11 protein-coding genes are annotated in these 14,957 nt (G+C 52.0%); 3 read left to right on the forward strand and 8 right to left on the reverse strand.

Going from position 1 to position 14,957, the window contains the following annotated elements; all coding sequences use genetic code 11:
* The 4 genes from AB8881_02025 to AB8881_02040 form a co-directional block, all read right to left on the reverse strand.
* Nucleotides 1-2,328, reverse strand: coding sequence for a xanthine dehydrogenase family protein molybdopterin-binding subunit (locus AB8881_02025; GenBank protein XDZ63684.1), 2,328 nt, complete (start codon nucleotides 2,326-2,328; stop codon nucleotides 1-3).
* Between the two features lie 74 nt (nucleotides 2,329-2,402).
* On the reverse strand, nucleotides 2,403-3,008 hold the full coding sequence (locus tag AB8881_02030; GenBank protein XDZ63685.1) for a CDP-alcohol phosphatidyltransferase family protein: 606 nt from the start codon (nucleotides 3,006-3,008) through the stop codon (nucleotides 2,403-2,405).
* A 5-nt stretch (nucleotides 3,009-3,013) separates the two neighbouring features.
* Nucleotides 3,014-3,709, reverse strand: coding sequence for a phosphatidylserine decarboxylase (locus tag AB8881_02035; GenBank protein ID XDZ63686.1), 696 nt, complete (start codon nucleotides 3,707-3,709; stop codon nucleotides 3,014-3,016).
* A 124-nt stretch (nucleotides 3,710-3,833) separates the two neighbouring features.
* Nucleotides 3,834-4,949, reverse strand: coding sequence for a LysM peptidoglycan-binding domain-containing protein (locus tag AB8881_02040; protein ID XDZ63687.1), 1,116 nt, complete (start codon nucleotides 4,947-4,949; stop codon nucleotides 3,834-3,836).
* A 106-nt stretch (nucleotides 4,950-5,055) separates the two neighbouring features.
* Between AB8881_02040 and AB8881_02045 the strand changes: the two genes are divergently transcribed.
* Entirely contained in the window at nucleotides 5,056-5,619 is a 564-nt protein-coding gene (locus AB8881_02045; GenBank protein ID XDZ63688.1) for a TIGR00730 family Rossman fold protein, read from the forward strand.
* Nucleotides 5,620-5,792: 173 nt separating this feature from the next.
* Here AB8881_02045 and AB8881_02050 read toward each other — a convergent pair whose 3' ends face one another.
* From AB8881_02050 to dksA, 4 genes are all read right to left on the reverse strand, one after another.
* The gene (locus AB8881_02050; GenBank protein ID XDZ63689.1) at nucleotides 5,793-8,024 is read right to left on the reverse strand and encodes an NADP-dependent isocitrate dehydrogenase; all 2,232 of its coding nucleotides are present in this window, start codon (nucleotides 8,022-8,024) and stop codon (nucleotides 5,793-5,795) included.
* 80 nt (nucleotides 8,025-8,104) lie between these two features.
* Nucleotides 8,105-10,744, reverse strand: coding sequence for an alanine--tRNA ligase (gene alaS, locus AB8881_02055; GenBank protein XDZ63690.1), 2,640 nt, complete (start codon nucleotides 10,742-10,744; stop codon nucleotides 8,105-8,107).
* Between the two features lie 377 nt (nucleotides 10,745-11,121).
* Nucleotides 11,122-12,234 carry a recombinase RecA gene (recA, locus tag AB8881_02060; protein ID XDZ63691.1) on the reverse strand — a complete coding sequence of 371 codons (1,113 nt, stop codon included), beginning with the start codon at nucleotides 12,232-12,234 and terminating at the stop codon, nucleotides 11,122-11,124.
* Between the two features lie 507 nt (nucleotides 12,235-12,741).
* Nucleotides 12,742-13,149, reverse strand: coding sequence for an RNA polymerase-binding protein DksA (gene dksA, locus AB8881_02065; protein ID XDZ64492.1), 408 nt, complete (start codon nucleotides 13,147-13,149; stop codon nucleotides 12,742-12,744).
* Between the two features lie 452 nt (nucleotides 13,150-13,601).
* Between dksA and AB8881_02070 the strand changes: the two genes are divergently transcribed.
* Both AB8881_02070 and AB8881_02075 read left to right on the forward strand, forming a co-directional pair.
* A complete protein-coding gene (locus AB8881_02070; GenBank protein ID XDZ63692.1) occupies nucleotides 13,602-14,306 on the forward strand; it encodes a response regulator transcription factor in 705 nt (234 codons plus the stop codon).
* Between the two features lie 336 nt (nucleotides 14,307-14,642).
* Nucleotides 14,643-14,831: a DUF3553 domain-containing protein gene (locus AB8881_02075; protein XDZ63693.1), complete on the forward strand. Its 189-nt coding sequence runs from the start codon at nucleotides 14,643-14,645 to the stop codon at nucleotides 14,829-14,831.
* Nucleotides 14,832-14,957 lie beyond the last annotated feature (126 nt).

Genomic DNA, 14,957 nt, shown 5'->3' on the forward strand with positions numbered 1-14,957 from the left:
CTAGACCCTTTCATCATTGTGCCCTCGGGCCTGTTTGGCTCTCATGGCATTGAAAATCGCCAATGGTGTCGCTGGCATATCAATATGGGTTATGCCAAGCGCATCACAAATGGCCGAAATCATCGCTTGCGGCGCCCCAATGGCACCGGCCTCACCCGCCCCCTTGATGCCAAGCGCATTATTTGCACAAGGCGTATTGCGCATACTGATCTTGAAACCGGGAAAGTGATCGGCACGTGGAAGCGCATAATCCATTAGTGAACCTGAGATAAGCTGACCCGACTCGTCATAGACAACATTTTCCAAAAGCGCCTGACCGACCCCTTGGGCAATGCCGCCATGTATCTGGCCAGCAAGCGTCATCGGGTTAATCACAAGCCCAAAATCATCAACCACATGATAGCTGACAATTTCAACCGCCGCGGTGGCCTGATCAATATCCACCTCGACAATATGGCATCCATAGGGATAGGTTGCCCCGTCGGTCTCATAAGGCTGCGCGCAATTCAGCCGGTGTAATGCGCCCGGCACTGCAAGATGCCGGACAAGTTCTTCAAGCGCGATTGACTGGTTCGTATCCGCTCGCAAGAACAGGCCATCATCAAACCGCAAATCATCCGGATCACAACTCAGATGTTCGGCTGCAAATGGCATCGCGAGATCAATGATTTTTGCCGCTGCCAGTGCCGTTGCCGAACCAAGCACCGCGGTCATACGCGCACCGCCGGTTGTGCCGCGTGGGCTGCGGTTGGAGTCACCTTGAATGACGGTAATAAGATCAGCATCATACCCAAGCCGGTCTGAGAGAATTTGCGTTACTGTGGTCTGATGCCCCTGCCCGTTACATTGCTGCGAGCCGTGTAGAATAATCCGCCCATCATCCTGAAATTCGATATCAACACCCTCATCAGCACCGCCGCCGCACTGTTCAAGATACATCCCAAAGCCGATACCGCGCAGCTTGCCCTGTTCCGCCGACGCTGCCTTGCGGCCGGCAAAACCGGCAACATCGGCGATGTCGATTGCCATTTCGAACAATTCCGTCATTTCACCGGAATCGATCACGCCCCCCGAAACCATTTCATAGGGGATTTGGCTTGACTTGATCATATTGACCCGGCGCACATCAATGCGGCTTTTGCCGGTTTTAGCGGCGATATGGTCCATCAGCCGTTCAATCAGATAATTGGCCTCTGGGCGACCGGCACCGCGATAGGCGTCAATGGCTGGTGTGTTTGTCATGACGCCAATCACCCGCAGGCTTGCCGCTTGGATATCATAATTGGTGGTTAGGGTTCGGCTTCCCGATAAAGTCGGAATATAGGTTGAGTAATTCGACAGCCACGCACCAAGATTAGCGTGCGCGGTAACCTGAAGCGCCAATACACGGCCATCCTTATCAAACGCCGCACGCGCCCGTGACCGGTTATCACGGCCATGCAAATCAGATACAAACCCGTCAGACCGTGCCTGCTGCCAGCGCACCATTTGCCCAAGACGCCGTGCCGCCCAAGCCACGCATACCTGTTCAGGATGCAGAAAAATCTTAAAGCCGAAACTGCCACCCACATCGCCAGTTTGAACCCTCACATCAGCGCGTTCCATTGATAGTGCTGTGGCAATCTGGTCGGCAATAACAACAGCGCCTTGTGTTCCGCACCAGATATCTAGCGTGCCATCACGCGCACCCGGCGCGGCAACAATCGGGCGGGTTTCCATCGAATTAATCACAATGCGGTTATTCACCACATCAATCTCAATGATCTGATGTCCGGCCTTGGCGGCGTCATCCATCGCAACTTGGGCCTCGTCAAGTTTACCAGCCCCCCATTCAAAGGCGATATTATTGGGATAACAGGCATAAAGCTGGGGTGCACCATCCTTCATCGCGGCGTAAATGTCGGTCACCGCGGGCATAGTTTCAAACTCTGCCTCGATCAACTCGACCGCAGAATTGGCAATCTCCTCAGTTTCGGCCACGACCATCGCAACGATATCACCAGCATGGCGATTGATATCACGCACCATGGCAGGCTTGCTGACAAGATGCATCTTGCCGCCACCGATCAATGGCGGTCGATATTGGCACTGAATGTCGCCGACCTTGTCAGCGTCAAGATCGGCTTGTGTCGCGACCAGATGAACCCCGCCCAGCTGCTGCGCTGGCGCTACGTCAAGCCGCACCAGCCGCGCATGCGCAAACGGGGCCCGCAAGAACGCAACACGCAAACCCTGCCCGGGGGCAACATCATCGCTATAGCAGCCAGCCCCGACCAGCAACCGGCGATCTTCGATACGTGCAGTTGATTGTCCAATTCCAAATTTCATTTATCTGGCGCTCCCACTTGATCTAGCGTCGTTCCGGCGGCCAACACGACCTGCCATAAGCCGAAGGCCCGTCGTTAGTCATTAAATTGGCGGTACGCCGCATAAATACGGGTGCCGGTTGTTACCCAGCATAGCAGCCCGAACAGCAACGCCATGATACTGAAATAGTCAGGCCAGATAAGCATTGCAAGAAGCAGCAGAACGGTTTCCGCGCCTTCGGTCAAGCCGCCAAGATAATAAAATGTTTTCTTGCCACGAATTTCAGTTGTGACCTGATGCTTTTCAGCAAGAATGGCAAAGCCGAGAAAGCTGCTGGCGGTGCCGATAAAGCTGAAAATCAGGAACGCTGCAGCGAGCGCATTTTCCGGCCGCGCCAGCGCAAAGGCAAATGGGATTGCACTGTAAAAAATAAAATCGCTGACAATATCAAGATAACCGCCAAAATCGCTGGACCGGCTAGCCCGCGCCACCGCCCCATCGATCCCATCAGCAATGCGGTTCAGCAACACCAGCCATAAGGCCGTTTGAAACATCTCAAATGTCACACAGCCTGCCGCAAGCAAACCAAAGCCAGCCCCAGCGAGTGTAACCTGATTAGCTGTAACCCCAAGCCTGACCAGAGCGCGCCCAACCGGATTTAACAGCTGGTCAATCATTGGCCGAATTTGGGCGTCAAACATGATCTTTAACCCTGTTTGGAGGCAGGTCTGCGGGCGAATTGCGCCACCACAGTCTCACCAGCAATCACATGCTGGCCTCGCTTTATTGTGATTTTGCAATCAGCGGGCACATAAAGATCGACCACCCCTGCGATGCGCGCCATCCCGATCGGACTGCCGGCCTGCACTAGCTTTCCTTCAGCCAAGCGGCAAACCAATTGACGCGCGGTCTTGCTGCCAAGCTGTACCAGCACAATATCGCGGTTAAACGCATCGCGAATATAGATTTCGCGCCGCTCATTCACCTGCCGTGCTGCCTGCCAGCTTGCCGGATTATCGCCCCACGAGGTGAACAGCCCGGGCAGCAGCAGATTTTCAACAATATGGCCGGTGATCGGGCTGGTCTGCAATTGCAAGTCGCTAAGGCGTGTTTGAATGGTGATGCACCGTGCCACGCCAGCCGTGTCACTCATCATGCCATCAGGGAAATTTGTTGTCGTAATATCCAGAATTAAGCCATCTGTAGGCGCATAGATCGACTGCTCGTCAGCTGCTGTTTGCCGGTTTGGCACCCGCAAACCATGCGCCAGCCACACCATGAGACCAAGCGCAAAACACCCTATCGGTAAAGAAATCAAACTGGTTACGATTGTTACAATCCCGGCCATAGCAAGCACCGGCCAGCCATCATCAGCGATTTTCCAGTCAGATCCAGATATCATCTTCTTGCCTCATTCACGACACGAGGTTCGTTTCCGGCCTCAATAATAGCTCCAATAATAGCTCCAGTAATCATCTGGTTATCGGCTGGCCAATCCAAAATGCCGTTTGACAATGCCGATCGGTTTAATTTTGATCGGCGATTGGGCTGGTCGATTTTGGAACCGCAAAAATCTGCTTTGGGTAAATCAGGTTTGGATCGCTAATATCCTGCCGGTTGCGCCGCACGATATCGACATATTTCACCCCGTCACCTAGCTGATGATAGGCAATGCGCCACAAAGCATCACCTTTGTTCACAACGATCAGAGGCGAGCCATCCTGACCTTTGGCAAGGTCGCGCGCACTAATCGGCAGATCATAATGCGCAATCACCTGATTGGCCTCATCATAAAGCTCAAAGCGAAGATGGTTCACCTTCACATTGACATCCAGACTACCGGCAATTTGCCAATCCCCATCGGCAAGCACCAACGCCTCGCCAAAGCTACGCTTTGGATCAGTTGCCGTTACCTTGATGCCGCCGCGCGATGAGCCTGATATCAGAATATTACTCGCATCGCGCCAGACAATGGCACTTGGCGCCAGAGCGGCAAGCGGGGTTGCACCGATAACCGGCTGAGGCTCAGCAGCCGAGGTTTCTACAGTCGCATTATCGGGGCTGGTTGCCGGTTGCGCCAGATCGGCATCATCCGGCGACTGAATTAACACAGGCACTTCGGTGGCGGTTTCTGGCAATAGCGCAACCAAGGGCTTGGTGTCGGCATCTTGATATATTTCTAACGCCAGACTGCGATCGGCAAGCTCGGTCAAGCCGTCCGGACGTTCCATTGCAACAGAAATGAGATGCTGGCCGGGTGCGAGCATTTTTTCCAGCACAATGACCCATTCACCACTGCCATCGGCAATCGTTTCGCCAAGCAGAATATCGCCTTCAAAAATACTGATTTTTGAATTCGGGGCAGCCGTACCGGCAAAGACTGCCGCACCATCAGGCTTGACCCGCGCCAGATCTATAATCAATGGCGGTGGCGAGGCCGCACCGGTGCGCAAATTTGATTGCGGCGAGACTGAAGGATCGCTGCCTGCCGGTTCCAAAACCGTAGGCGCCGGCTTTGATATATCAATTGATTGGCTTTGCGGCTCTATCTGCCGAGTTTCATCATCAAGAAACACCATCGAGAGCGCAATCGCAACCAGAACTCCACCAACCGCAAAAAGAATGTAGAGTATCCAGCGCACTTATGTGGTTTCCTGTCCCATCGAGATTGACTGTTAACAGAGTAATCCTAATTGCGTTAAGGTTCAATGTCAGTTAGGTGCAGGTCTGGTATTAAAAGGATTCCGAATGAAAAAAGTTTGTGTATTTACAGGTGCCGCAGCCGGCACCAACCCAACCTATAAGGATGGTGCCTATCAATTGGGCCAGATGATCGGATCGCGTGGTTTGGGGCTGGTCTATGGTGGCGGTAAACGAGGCCTGATGGGCGCTGTCGCTGATGGGGTGTTGGCCGTCGACGGCCGCGTTACCGGCATTATTCCCCAGTTTCTGGACAATGTAGAGGTTGGGCATAAAGGCGTTACCGACCTTCATATTATCGATTCAATGCATGAGCGCAAAGCCATGATGTATGATATGGCTGACGCCTTTATCATTCTTCCGGGCGGGCTTGGCACGTTGGATGAAACGATGGAGATCATCACATGGCGACAATTGGGACTGCATAAAAAACCGATTATCATCGTCAATCTAAACGGCTATTGGGATTCAATGCTGACCATGTTTCAAAACATTATTGATCAGGGCTTTATGCATCACGGTCACACTGGTCATTTCGATCATGTTGATGATCTGGACAGTTTAATGGACCAGCTTGATACCATTTTCCCGCCAGATCAAACGCGTATATGACGCCTGATATCCGGCAAAAGAACCCCCGATAATGACAGATGGACACTGACTCAATCCGACCAAATATCATTATCAGGGCAATATCAAGGGCGAAATCACCGTATGATTTGAAATCTTTAATGTAACCGCCACGTCGGCAAGAGGCTGCTGGCCTTTGCTCTCGCGGCAATTCCTTATCCGATGATGCTGTTAAATGTTGCGCTTGGCCGCATGACCTTATCAACTTTAACAGTATCGGCGTGGTAATAACCGCCAAGGTCGCACGGCTTGCCTTGGGTTGACGCTAATTCGGCGACGATTTTATCTTCATTTTGTGACAATGATGCAGCCAGCGCAGCAAAATCATCGCGCAAATCCTGATCGCCGGTTTGTGCGGCAAGCGCCTCAGCCCAGTAGCGTGCAAAATAATAATGGCTGTCACGCGTATCGGTCTGGCCAACACGGCGGGCTGGCGACTTGTCATTTTCCAACAGCCGCTGCGTTGCAATATCGACTGCCTTGCCAAGAACACCGGCCTTGCTGTTACCCGTTGACTCGGCGATGAAGTTCAGTGATTCCCCCAAGGCGCAAAACTCACCAAGCGAGTCCCAGCGCAGATGCCCCTGCTCAACCAATTGCTGGACATGCTTTGGTGCCGACCCACCGGCACCCGTTTCGAACAGGCCGCCGCCATTCATCAGCTTGACCACGGACAGCATCTTTGCCGAGGTACCAAGCTCTAGGATCGGGAACAGATCGGTTAGGTAATCGCGAAGCACATTCCCCGTGATCGAGATACAATCCTTGCCAGCGGTAATCACCTCAAGCGAGAATCTGGTGGCCTCACGCGGCGCCATGATTTTAACCGATGACAGCGCAACACCAAGCTGATCAAGCATTGATTTCACATAAGCAATGATTTCCGCATCATGTGGGCGCGCCTCATTCAGCCAGAATACCGCTTCGGCACCAGTCGCCTTCTGCCGGGCAAGGCCAAGCTTGACCCAATCTTCGATCGGCGCCTTATTGGTGCTTGATGAACGCCAGATATCGCCTTTTTGAACCTGATGTTCATGCAGTATCTCACCATTTTCCAACACATAGCGCATGACACCATCTTCGGTCATCTGAAAGGTTGTCGGATGTGATCCATATTCCTCGGCCTTTTGCGCCATTAGTCCGACATTGGATACCGAGCCAGCAGTCGCCGGATTCAGCGCGCCGTTCTTCTTGAAGAAATTGATCGCCTCTTCATACACCGGCGCATAGGAATTATCAGGAATGACGCATTTGCAATCCTGCTCGGTGCCATCTGGCCCCCAGCCCTTACCGCCAGCGCGGATCAGCGCTGGCATTGACGCGTCAATAATGACATCTGACGACACATGGAAATTACTCAGGCCCTTGTCCGAATTCACCATATAAAGCGGTGGGTTAGCCTCAAAACACGCCGCCAGATCAGCCTCTAGCGCGGCGCGCTTATCATCGCCAAGCGTTGCAATCCGCGCCTCAAGATCGCTAAGGCCAAGGTTGTAATCCATGCCCAGATCGCGCAAGACGTCACCATGTTTTGCAACAAAATCCTCAAGCAGAACGGCAACGGCCTGACCAAAAATGATTGGATCGGAAACCTTCATCATGGTTGCTTTTAGATGGACTGAGAACAACACGCCCTTTTTCTTTGCATCAACCAGCTCGTCACGCAGAAACGCCCGCAAGGTCGCAAGGCTCATGAATGACGCATCAACAACGGTTCCGGCCTGTAAATTCAGCCCCTCTTTCAGCACGGTAACAGCACCAGCGGCATTTTCGAATTCGATCCTTGCCTTGCCGGCCTGTGCGGCGGTTAGCGTTGCAGATTTTTCATTCGAGAAAAAATCACCTGATGGCATTGATGACACATGGGTTTTCGAGTCGGCCGACCAAACGCCCATCGAATGCGGGTTATTTTGCGCATAGATTTTAACTGCCTGCGCCGAACGCCGATCAGAATTGCCCTCGCGCAGAACCGGGTTGACCGCGCTACCCTTGACCGCATCATAACGTGCGGCAATCGCGCGCTCTTCATCATTTGCCGGTGCAACGGGGTAATCGGGCAGATTATAGCCTTGCGACTGCAATTCAGAGATCACGCCAACCAGCTGCGGGATTGATGCTGAAATATTCGGCAGTTTGATCACATTGGCGCCAGGTGTTTTCACCCACTCACCAAGCTCGGCCAGATCGTCCGACTGGCGCTGGGTTTCGGTCAGCATTTCAGGAAATGCGGCAATCACCCGCCCCGCAAGCGAGATATCACGACGCCCGACAGTTAATCCGGCGGGCCTTACAAACCGGTTGATAATCGGCAAGAGTGACGCGCTGGCAAGTTCTGGTGCCTCGTCGACCTTGGTGTAGATTAGATCAGGATTGGCGTTATCTGACATGATGATTGCCTTTTAAAATGATGTTCACAACACACCCCAACTGCGGGGCAAAGAGAATGAGGCCATTGCCAACACCCCATTTAGAGGGCGGCGGAAACGGCCTTTATTGCATCGGCTGCCTTATCTGCATCGGGGCCGCCGGCCTGTGCCATATCTGGCCGGCCACCACCACCGCCACCGCCAAGCGCCGCCGAGCCAATTTTCACAAGATCAACTGCATTTTTCCGGCCAGCAAGATCGGCCGTTACCGCAACAACGATCGACGCCTTGCCAGCATCGGTTGCCACCAGACAGATTACCGCATTTTCAACCGACGATTTGATTTCATCAGCCATTGATTTTAGCTCACGCGCGGGGGTGTCGTCGAGCAATCGCCCCACAAAATTAATCCCATTGATGACATCACTGTCCTTACCGCCAACGCCCCCACCGGCGGCCAGTTTACGACGCAACTGGCTTATATCACGCTCGGCTTTTTTGCGGTCATCAACCAGTTGAGCCACACGTTCGGCAAGCTGTTCCGGGGCAATTTTCAAGAGATCCGCCGTTTTAGTCAAAATTGCATCACGCCCCTCAATCCAAGCCAGCGCGCCCTCGTGCGTTACCGCCTCGATCCGGCGCACGCCGCCAGCAACAGCAGATTCTGAAATAATTTTAAGCAAGCTGATATCGCCTGTCCGGCCAACATGGGTTCCGCCGCATAATTCGACCGACCACGCCTTGTTCGGGTTATCGTCGGCAACGCCGCCCATCTGCACAACGCGCACTTCATCGCCGTATTTTTCGCCAAATAGCGCCAAAGCACCAAGCTCAATCGCGGCGTCGGGGGTCATGATACGGGTAGTAACGTCTGAATTCATCCGAATTCGCGCATTCACAATCTGCTGTACCTGCTTTAACTCGTCCGGCGAGACGGCTTTTTGATGGGAAAAGTCAAACCGCAGCCTGTCTGGACTGACAAGCGAGCCCTTCTGCGCAACGTGATCACCAAGCACAAGCCGCAGCGCCTCATGCAAAAGATGCGTTGCCGAATGATTGGAACGAAGCCGCAACCGCCGCGAGACGTCGATTTGCAACCGCACATCCTGCCCTTTGGCAAGCGTGCCTGCCTCGACCTCAATTTGATGGATAAACAGGCCAGACGGGGTTTTCTGGGTATCGGTTACGCGCGCAGACCCGCCATCCCAGCTGATCGTCCCAACATCGCCTATTTGGCCGCCAGACTCGCCATAAAACGGGGTTTGATTCACCACCATTCGCGCCTTGTCACCCTTGCCAACATTGTCAATCTCGGCATTTCCATCGACCAGGGCGGTAACAATCGCCTCGGCCGTGTCCGCGCTATAACCAAGAAATTCGGTGGCTTCCAAATTTTGCGCCAGATCAAGCCAAATGGTTTCGGTGGCGCTGTCACCAGACCCGCTCCATGCCCGACGCGCATTCGCCTTTTGCGCATCCATCGCGGCGTTAAATCCGTCAAGGTCAACCTGCCAGCCATAGCCACGCATGAAATCTTGGGTAAGATCAAGCGGGAACCCGAATGTGTCATAAAGTTTGAACGCCGTGGCCCCGTCCAGCGTGCCGCCTGATGCCTTGCCAGCGACCTCATCATTTAAGATCCGCAGCCCGCGACCAAGCGTTTCCTTAAAACGTGTTTCCTCAAGTTTTAATGTCTCGGTAATCAGCGATTGCGCCCGTCCAAGTTCGCCATATTGCGCGCCCATCTCGGCAACCAATGTTGGCACAAGCCGGTACATTGTCGGATCGGTGCACCCCATTTGATGAATGTGCCGCATCGCCCGCCGCATGATCCGGCGCAACACATAGCCCCGCCCCTCATTTGAAGGCAAAACACCATCAGCGATCAAAAAGGAGGATGCCCGCAGATGATCGGCGACCACCCGGTGCGATACATTATGGGCGCCGTCCGCATCCGTGCCGGACACATCAGCCGACGCCTCGATCAGTGATCGCATCAAATCAATATCGTAATTATCATGCTTGCCCTGCAGGACGGCGGCGATACGCTCTAGCCCCATGCCAGTATCAATAGACGGCTTTGGCAGATTGATACGTTGGTTCGGCATCTGCTCAAACTGCATGAAAACCAGATTCCAAATCTCGATAAACCGGTCACCATCTTCATCAGGAGACCCCGGCGGGCCACCCGGAATATGATCACCATGATCAAAGAAAATTTCGGAACACGGGCCGCAAGGACCGGTATCACCCATCGCCCAGAAATTATCAGAAGTGGCAATGCGGATAATGCGATCATCGCCAAGGCCGGCAATTTTTTTCCACAGATTGGCTGCCTCATCATCCTCGTGATAGACGGTCACCAGCAATTTTGACGCATCAAGACCATATTCCTTGGTGATTAAACGCCATGCAAGCTCGATCGCATTTTCCTTGAAATAATCGCCAAAGGAAAAATTACCGAGCATTTCAAAAAATGTATGATGACGCGCCGTATACCCAACATTTTCCAGATCATTATGCTTGCCACCGGCGCGCACACATTTCTGCGCAGTGGTGGCCCGAACATAATCACGCGTCTCGGCACCGGTAAACAGGTTTTTGAATTGCACCATTCCCGAATTGGCAAACATCAGGGTCGGATCATTTTGTGGTACAAGCGGACTAGAGGCGACAATTTCATGTCCGTTCTTGCCAAAATAATCCAAAAAAGTGGCGCGGATATCATTCACACTCGACATAAAAACTGCCCCCAGTACAGCATCTGGCTCGCGGCGGTTTATCCCTGCTGATAACCAACAAAAAAATACACCGCGCAAAACCCATTTAATTGCGGTTATTATCTACCCGCCGTAGGGGGTATCTGTCCAGATCAACTTGATTAAATTGATTGGAATTCATCCAAGAACCCCCTCGAAAGCCCCTCGGAATCCAATTGCGTTTTGGCGCTAGCCGCATAACTATGTTGCGGCGTCTCTCACCAATCCTCGCGGACAGAAAATGGCCAGCCCCGAAAACGAGACTGACCATTAACATGTTTTACATGACACCCGCGCCGGATACTGACACGACAATGCCAGTTTTTTATATCTGGTGCGCCGGGCTAAATTGCGCCGGGCTAGGGTGTGTTGGGTAAATCAGGCAAATCGGGCGAGTCCGGCAACTTTGCCTCCTCACTATCGGCGATAGAGTTATCCAGCATCTGATCGCCAACAAGTCCCGCATTCTGCCTGATCGCCCCTTCGATTTCGGCAGCAAGTTCCGCATTTTCACGCAGGAAATTCTTTGCGTTCTCGCGGCCTTGGCCAATACGCTGCCCCTTATAGGAAATCCATGCCCCCGATTTATCAACAATACCAGCAGCAACACCGAGGTCGAGCAATTCACCCATTTTCGAGATGCCCTCGCCATACATGATATCGAATTCAATCGTTCTAAATGGCGCCGCAACCTTATTTTTCACGACCTTAACACGGGTCTGGTTACCAACCACCTCATCACGGTCCTTAATCGCGCCAATCCGGCGAATATCCAGACGCACAGAGGCGTAAAATTTCAACGCGTTACCACCGGTTGTCGTCTCCGGATTGCCAAACATAACGCCGATCTTTAGGCGAATCTGGTTAATAAAAATCACCAGACAGTTTGAGCGTGCAATTGACGATGTTAGCTTGCGTAAGGCTTGACTCATCAAACGCGCATGAAGCCCAACATGATGGTCGCCCATTTCGCCTTCTAATTCGGCACGCGGCACCAACGCGGCAACCGAGTCAACAACAAGCACATCAACCGCTCCAGACCGAACCAGAGTATCGGCAATTTCAAGTGCCTGCTCACCGGCATCAGGCTGCGAAATCAACAGATCATCAATATTGACCCCAAGCTTGCGCGCATAAGCCGGATCGAGCGCATGTTCAGCGTCAACAAATGCACAAATGCCGCCGTCTTTTTGCGCTTCGGCAACAGCATGAAGCGCCAGCGTGGTTTTCCCTGATGATTCTGGGCCATAGATTTCAACAATCCGCCCTTTCGGGAAACCGCCAATACCAAGACCAATATCAAGGCCTAGCGATCCAGTCGAAATCGCCTGTACATCCACCGCAGATTCGCGTTGGCCAAGCTTCATGACCGAGCCCTTACCAAAGGCCTTTTCAATCTGCCCAATCGCCGCTTCAAGCGCCTTGTTTTTATCATCACTCTTCATTTTGAGATCCACTACAACTCCAGCCATTTATGCCTCCTTAGTTGCACAACCACCGACACCTGTCCATGCTTATATCAACGCCCCTACCCGTCTTTGCTGTCCCGATATCCATGAACAACGCGGCCCAGTATTTATGGCCCAGTATCTAAAGTCCCCAGTAAGCCATTTTGCGTAACGGCGTTTTGCGGGGCGCCGTTTTGAGCGTTAGTCGCCATGATGTACCTGTTTTGTTCTAATTGCAAGCATATTTTCACCTTTTGTTCCATTTTTATCGCTTGGCTGGGTTTTTGGCTCGGCTGTTTTTTGGCTTGGCTGGGTTTTTGGCTTCGCCGATTTTAGGGGGCAGCGGGGACGCAGGATGATGCCGTCTTATTCATGTGCAGACGACAAGACTGATACAAAGGCAAGGCCGAACAGCCACGTTTATGCCCAGTAGGTTGATACCCAACTTGATTGGCGCCCAAATCGGTTGGCGCCCAAATTGGCTGGGTGGCACGGTGGCTGTTTTTTATTGATCCCTATTTCAGGCAGGCTCTAATCGTCGCGGTGGACGCGCTCCATACGCTCGTGGCGTTCTTGTGCATGCAGGCTGAGCGAGGCAATGGGCCGCGCCTCGAGACGCCGCAGATTAATCGGCTCGTCAGTTTCGACGCAATAGCCATAGCTGCCATCTTCAATACGCCTCAATGCCGCCTCGATTTTTTGCAATAATTTGCGCTCACGATCCCGCGTTCTAAGGTCAAGCGCCGCATTGCTTTCGATTTGCGCACGATCCATTTGGTCTGGCTGGTGCAAGTTTTCCTGCGACAATCCAGTAATGGTACCGTTTGCATCATCCAACAATTCAGCTTTCCATGCTTCCAATTTCCGCTGGAAATACAGCAGCTGCATGGGGTTCATGAATTCTTCGTCTTCGCTGGGTCGATAATCTTCTGGCAACATGTTCTGCGCAATCGTACCCGCCTTAACTTTGGCTTGCTTTTCTACTTTGGCGCGCGCCGCACTCTTCGTCATGTCCGCATTATCCGGCAAGACAATCTGCGTTTCGTCGGAAATAGCCTTTTTGGTCTTCATTTCATCACCTTCGTAATCAAATTGAAGTTTGCCGTAAAGACGGCCGTAAAGAGTGGTGTCGGATACACTGAATCGAATTTTACCGCAAGTGCATTCTGGCCAAAAATGCCTATCCGTTTTCGTGCAACCATTAAAAAACATTATTAAAAATTAGTCACGCATATGTAATTTGTGACCACGCTGTTACCCGCTTAACCTTTTGAATATCAGAGATCAGCGCGAGATCCCTCAGTTTTTGAGATGTGACAATGGTTCTGTTAAGTTCGCGCAAAAAGCAAGAGTGATAAAATTGTAACCGGAATCGAGAGAGAGTTTTCAAAATGCATGTACTCATAGTTGAAGATGATCCAATTGTCGCAGATGTTCTTGGCATGACAATAGAGGAAGCTGGCCACTTCAAGACAACGGCAAACACTATCGAAACAACGCTATTAGAATTAAAGCACAGTCGAATCGACGCTATCCTGCTTGACCTTAACCTTCCCGATGGTGACGGAACCCGACTTGCTCGATTGGTGCGGAAAAACCATATGCTTGTTCTCATATTGGTAATTTCCGGCAATAGCGGCATTGATGAAAAGATTACTGCGCTTGGCGCGGGTGCTGACGGATATCTGACCAAGCCATTTGACCGCTATGAATTAATGGCGAATCTGGATGCCATTATGCGGCGCACGCATGGTCATGGATCAGCGACAATTTCGGTCGGTAATCTGATTTTCGATCTTAGTCGAAATTACGCGAAAGTCGGTGAAAAACGGCTTGATCTGACCGCGAAGGAATTCCGTATCATTGAGTTTCTGGCGCTTCGCAAGGGTGCCGTCCTCAGTAAAGACGCACTCTTGAGCCATCTTTATGGCGGCATTGATGAGCCAGAGCCAAAAATCATCGATGTGTTCATTTGCAAGCTTCGTCGCAAGCTGGTCGATAATGGCACCGAAGGCCTCAACATCGATACAATCTGGGGACAAGGCTACACATTAAGAGAAATCCGCGATTATCAGGCGCTGGAGAAAACTGGTTAAATTTTAAAAACCAGGTTTTGCACCTTAATTTTGACCAGTGCCTGTTGAGGCTGCGCCTGCTCCTCCAATCCATCTCCCTTTTGGGGGTGGTAATGGCGCAGCCTCCCCCCTTGTCAACGCCGCCCCGCCTTTTCGCGCTGGCGGGCACTCTTTTTCTTACCATTGAGTCTCGGATTATCTTGTGCCGGATTATCCGGTACCGGATTACCTATTAAGCAGCGCCCAACTTTAGATTTGGCGCGAAACAGGCTTGCCAGCAGCCAGCCATTCATGGCAGGACATAAACTGGCCCTTTTGGTGCCTTTTCGTAATCCCTAACGCCATGGATTTAAGCCTTTGCTTTATTTCAGTCTCGGTGAATTTGTGATCCATCCAGATCAACCCAATTGGGGAATTGGTCAGGTCCAGTCGATCGTTGGGATGAACGTAACAGTTAACTTTGAGCATGCCGGCAAACAAATGATCAATTGCAATGTCATCAACCTTGCTCGCGCGCCGCGTCCGGGCAAATCATCGTCTCATTAATTGGCAAATGACTCGCCGCACGACTAGCTAGTTGCTATATTTTTTCTGGCTAGAGTAATTCACATCACCGGCATGACCCTATGTCGCATGGCAAGCGAGACAATATTAGTCTATCCCTAGCGATCG

Source organism: Alphaproteobacteria bacterium LSUCC0396, assembly GCA_041228345.1.
Classification (GTDB): Bacteria; Pseudomonadota; Alphaproteobacteria; order Puniceispirillales; family Puniceispirillaceae; genus UBA3439.

Excerpts from the sequence above, each read along its gene's own strand:
- AB8881_02025 (XDZ63684.1), bottom strand. The coding sequence starts at position 2,328 with ATGAAATTTGGAATTGGACAATCAACTGCACGTATCGAAGATCGCCGG.
- AB8881_02030 (XDZ63685.1), bottom strand. The coding sequence starts at position 3,008 with ATGTTTGACGCCCAAATTCGGCCAATGATTGACCAGCTGTTAAATCCG.
- AB8881_02035 (XDZ63686.1), bottom strand. The coding sequence starts at position 3,709 with ATGATATCTGGATCTGACTGGAAAATCGCTGATGATGGCTGGCCGGTG.
- AB8881_02045 (XDZ63688.1), top strand. The coding sequence starts at position 5,056 with ATGAAAAAAGTTTGTGTATTTACAGGTGCCGCAGCCGGCACCAACCCA.
- AB8881_02050 (XDZ63689.1), bottom strand. The coding sequence starts at position 8,024 with ATGTCAGATAACGCCAATCCTGATCTAATCTACACCAAGGTCGACGAG.
- alaS (XDZ63690.1), bottom strand. The coding sequence starts at position 10,744 with ATGTCGAGTGTGAATGATATCCGCGCCACTTTTTTGGATTATTTTGGC.
- recA (XDZ63691.1), bottom strand. The coding sequence starts at position 12,234 with ATGGCTGGAGTTGTAGTGGATCTCAAAATGAAGAGTGATGATAAAAAC.
- dksA (XDZ64492.1), bottom strand. The coding sequence starts at position 13,149 with ATGTTGCCAGAAGATTATCGACCCAGCGAAGACGAAGAATTCATGAAC.
- AB8881_02070 (XDZ63692.1), top strand. The coding sequence starts at position 13,602 with ATGCATGTACTCATAGTTGAAGATGATCCAATTGTCGCAGATGTTCTT.